Genomic DNA, 3,773 nt, shown 5'->3' on the forward strand with positions numbered 1-3,773 from the left:
GGAGCCTCCAGAGCGTCACGTCGTGCCCGCGGCGCGCGGCGTCGACGGCGGCGGCCAGCCCGGCGGGCCCACCGCCGACCACGTCGACCCGCTTCGGCGCGGCGGTCGGGCGGAGCGGGAACGCCAGCTCGCGGCCGGCGCGCGGGTTGACCAGGCACGAGACCGGGGCACCGACGATGGAGCGGTCGAGGCAGGCCTGGTTGCACCCGATGCACGTGTTGACGAGGTCGTAGGCGCCGGCGAGCGAGCGCTCGACGACGGCCGGGTCGGCGAGGAACGGTCGCGCGAGCGCCACCGCGTCGACCAGACCGTCGGTGAGCACGGCCTCCCCGTCGCGGAGGTCCGTCATGCGGTTCGACGCGATCACCCGGACGTCCGGGTGGGACGAGGCCCGCACGACCCCGGCGATGCGGTTCGCGTACGACAGCCAGGCGCCGTGGGGCACCGCTGCCTGCACGGTCGGCGTCCGTGACTCGTGCCAGCCGATCCCCACCGAGATGCCGTCGAGTCCCAGGGGCAGCAGCTCGTGGACGAGCGCGTCGACCTCGTCGTCGGTCGTCGAACCCGGCATGAGGTCGGCACCGGACAGCCGGATCGTCACCGCGAGGCCGGGGACGGCAGCGCGGACGGCCGCGACCACCGCCACGGCGAAACGGCGACGTCGCGCCGGCGAACCGCCCCACTCGTCGTCGCGCAGGTTCGTCAGCGGCGACTGGAACTGGTTGATGAGGTAGCCCTCGGAGGCCATGATCTCGACGCCGTCGAAGCCGATGTCACGGGCCGATCGAGCCGCCGTGGCGAAGTCCTCGATCGTCCGCTCGACCTCGGCGCCCGTCAGCGCCTCGGGGACGACGCCCCGCGCGGCGGACCACGGGAGCGCGGACGGCGCGACGGCACGCTGCGGCTGCCCGTGCCGGTCGACCATGCCGTTCACGAGCGCGTACCGGCCGGCGTGGAACAGCTGCGCGAGCACGGCGCCGCCCTCCTCGTGGACGGCCTCGACCGCGGCCCGGAAGCGTTCGTCGGCGCCACCGACGCCGAACACCGCGAAGTCCGGGCCCCCGCGGGCCTCGTCGCTCACCGCGATGCCGCCCGTCACGATCAGGGCGGCGCCACCGGCCGCCCGCTCACGGTAGAACGCCGCCATGCCGGCCCCGCCGTCGTCGTGCACCTCGAGTCCGGTGTGCATCGACCCCATGACCACCCGGTTCGACAGGTGCAAGGGGCCGAGGCTCCACGGCGAGGAGACGACGGCGAGGTCGGGCATGGCGACGGTGCTCATGCCCCTACTCTGCCGTGTCGGACGCCGGGTCGGACGCCGGGTCGGCAGCAGCGTCGGCCGGAGGCAGCACCGCGTCGCGGAGCGGCGAGGTCGTGTCCGCCCAGTACGGCGGCGCGATGACGGTGAGTCCGCCGTCGACCGAGAGGGTCTGCCCGGTGATGTAGGACGCCTTGTCGGACAGCAGGAAGTCGACCGCGTCCGCCATGTCGTCGGCGGTGCCCGGGCGCTGCAGCGGCAGCTTCGACAGCACAGAGTCCATCGGCGCCATCCCCGGCACCGAGTTGTAGAAGTAGTCGAGCGAGTCGGTGTCGATGAGCCCGCCGTTCACCGCGTTCACGGTGATCTGACGCGGACCGAACTCGACCGCCATGTACTTCGTGTACGCCTCGGTCATGGCCTTCGCAGCACCGAGCGCGGCGTAGGTCGGGAACGCCCGGAGCGACCCGTACGACGTCACGACGACGATGCGGCCACCGCGGTCCATGAGCTCGGCGGCCCGCTGCGCACCGAGCACGAAGGAGCGCGCGTTCGTCGCGTAGCTCCGGTCCAGGTGGTGCAGCTTGAGGTCGGCGACCGGCTTGAACGCGCTGGCCGCGGCGTTCGCGACGAACATGTCGAGCCGCCCGTAGGTGTCGCGCACCAGGTCGAACAGCGCGTCGATCGACTCCGGCTGCTCGATGTCGACCTGGGCGGTGATGCCGTCGCCGCCCGCCGCGCGCACGTCGGCGAGCGACTCCTCGGCGAGGTCGGCGTTGCCCTTGTACGTCACCACGACGGTGACGCCGCGCTGGCCGAGCTTCTGCGCGAGCAGGCGGCCGATGCCGCGGGAGGCTCCCGTGATGAGGGCGATGGGTGCGGTGGTTGCAGCCAATGTGTTCCTTGCGTCTTCAGGGCCTGGAGGCGCGGGGCGGGCCCGCACCGCGCCTCCCGTCCGGTGGGTGGTGGCGTCCTAGAAGCCGGCTTGGCCGGTCACGACGGCGCGGCCGACGACCAGCTTCTGGATCTCGTTGGTGCCCTCCTCGAAGCGCTGTGCGCGCGCGTCGCGGTAGACGCGCTCGATCGCGTTGCGCTTCCAGTAGCCCTGGCCGCCGTGCACCTGCAGGGCCTTGTCGGTGACGCGGGCGAGCATGTCGACGGCGACCATCTTCGAGGCGCTCGACAGCGTGCCGGCGTCGGGGCGGTCCTCCTCGTAGGCGCGTGCGGCTTCGAGCACGAGCGCCCGGGCCGCGGCGATGTCGGCGTAGTTCTCGGCGAGGTAGAACTGGATCGCCTGCCGACTGGAGAGCTTCTTGCCGAACGTCTCGCGCTCGTTCGCGTACGCGACGGCGAGCTCGTTCGCCCGCTCGGCGAGGCCGACGGCGCTCATCGCGACCGACACGCGGCTCGGCAGCAGGAAGCCGCCGAGCGCGACCTCGAGGCCCTGGCCCTCCTCGCCCAGGCGGGCGGAGGCCGGGATCGGGGTCTCGGTGAACCGGAGGATCGCATGGTCGGTGCCGCGGATCCCCATCGTGTCGGAGTCGTCGATCACCTCCGCGCCGGGCAGCCCGCTGTTCGGCATGAGGAACGCGACCGTGCCGTCCTGGCCGGAGGTGCCCTCGAGCCGCGCGGCGATGAGCCAGTAGTCGCACCGCACCCCGAACGTGATGAGGTGCTTCTCGCCGTTCATCACGTAGGTGTCGCCCTCGCGGCGGACCGTGGTGCGGATGTCCGCCCCCGTGCCGGCCGTGGCCTCCGTCAGGGTGAACGCGACGAGCTTCTCGCCCGCGACGCTCGGCTTGACGACGTCCTCGATCTGCGCGGGCGTCGCGTACGGCGCCATCGCACGCCAGGTGCCGTTGATGACGTGCACGAGCATCCGGATCGAGGCGTGCGAGCGGGAGACGATCTCCATGACCTCGAGGTAGCGCGAGAACGGGATGCCCCGTCCGCCGAGCTCGGCCGGGGCGGCGAGGCTGAGCCAGCCCCGCTCCTTGAGCTCCTGGAAGAGCTCGGGGGCGACCTGGCCGGTGTGCTCGATCTCCTCCGCCCACTCCTCGCCGCGGCCGCGGACCCATCCGGTCACCTCGGCCTTGAGCTGCTGGAAGGCGGCCTCGTCGAAGGCCGTGCTCGTCGTGTCGTCGACGATCGTCATCGTTCAGTTCTCCTTCGTGGTGGTCGCCGCGCCGCTCGCGACGAGTGCCGCAGCCCGGTCCCGCAGGACGTTCTTCTGGACCTTCCCGACGGCGTTCCGCGGGAGCTCGTCGATGTCCTCGAGGCGCTCCGGCCAGTAGTACTTGCTCACGCCGGCGGCGTCGAGGTACTGCTGCATCGCCCGGAACGAGAGCCGCTCCCCCGCCGCGGGGACGACGAAGGCGCAGGCGCGCTCACCGAGCCGCTCGTCGGGCATGGCCACGATGGCGACGTCCGTGACCGAGGGGTGCTGGTAGAGCAGGTTCTCGATCTCCACGACCGGGATCTTCTCACCGCCGCGGTTGATGACGTCCTTCACGCG

2 protein-coding genes and 2 pseudogenes are annotated in these 3,773 nt (G+C 72.2%); all 4 read right to left on the reverse strand.

The genetic code is table 11. The annotated features are described in order from the left end of the window. Window positions 1-1,282 (reverse strand): annotated as a pseudogene (locus tag I59_RS01615) (NAD(P)-binding protein); the annotation flags it as partial. A 4-nt stretch (window positions 1,283-1,286) separates the two neighbouring features. Next, entirely contained in the window at window positions 1,287-2,153 is an 867-nt protein-coding gene (locus tag I59_RS01620) for an SDR family oxidoreductase (protein WP_022902383.1), read from the reverse strand. A gap of 78 nt (window positions 2,154-2,231) precedes the next feature. Then, window positions 2,232-3,413, reverse strand: a complete 1,182-nt coding sequence (locus I59_RS01625) for an acyl-CoA dehydrogenase family protein (RefSeq protein WP_022902384.1) — start codon at window positions 3,411-3,413, stop codon at window positions 2,232-2,234. Window positions 3,414-3,416: 3 nt separating this feature from the next. Then, a pseudogene (gene entE / locus I59_RS01630) lies at window positions 3,417-3,773 on the reverse strand (2,3-dihydroxybenzoate-AMP ligase); the annotation flags it as partial.

Source organism: Curtobacterium sp. B8 (genome assembly GCF_000333315.1).
Lineage (GTDB): Bacteria > Actinomycetota > Actinomycetes > Actinomycetales > Microbacteriaceae > Curtobacterium > Curtobacterium luteum.

Coding starts and splice junctions, on each gene's coding strand:
- I59_RS01625 (WP_022902384.1), bottom strand. CDS start 3,413: ATGACGATCGTCGACGACACGACGAGCACGGCCTTCGACGAGGCCGCC.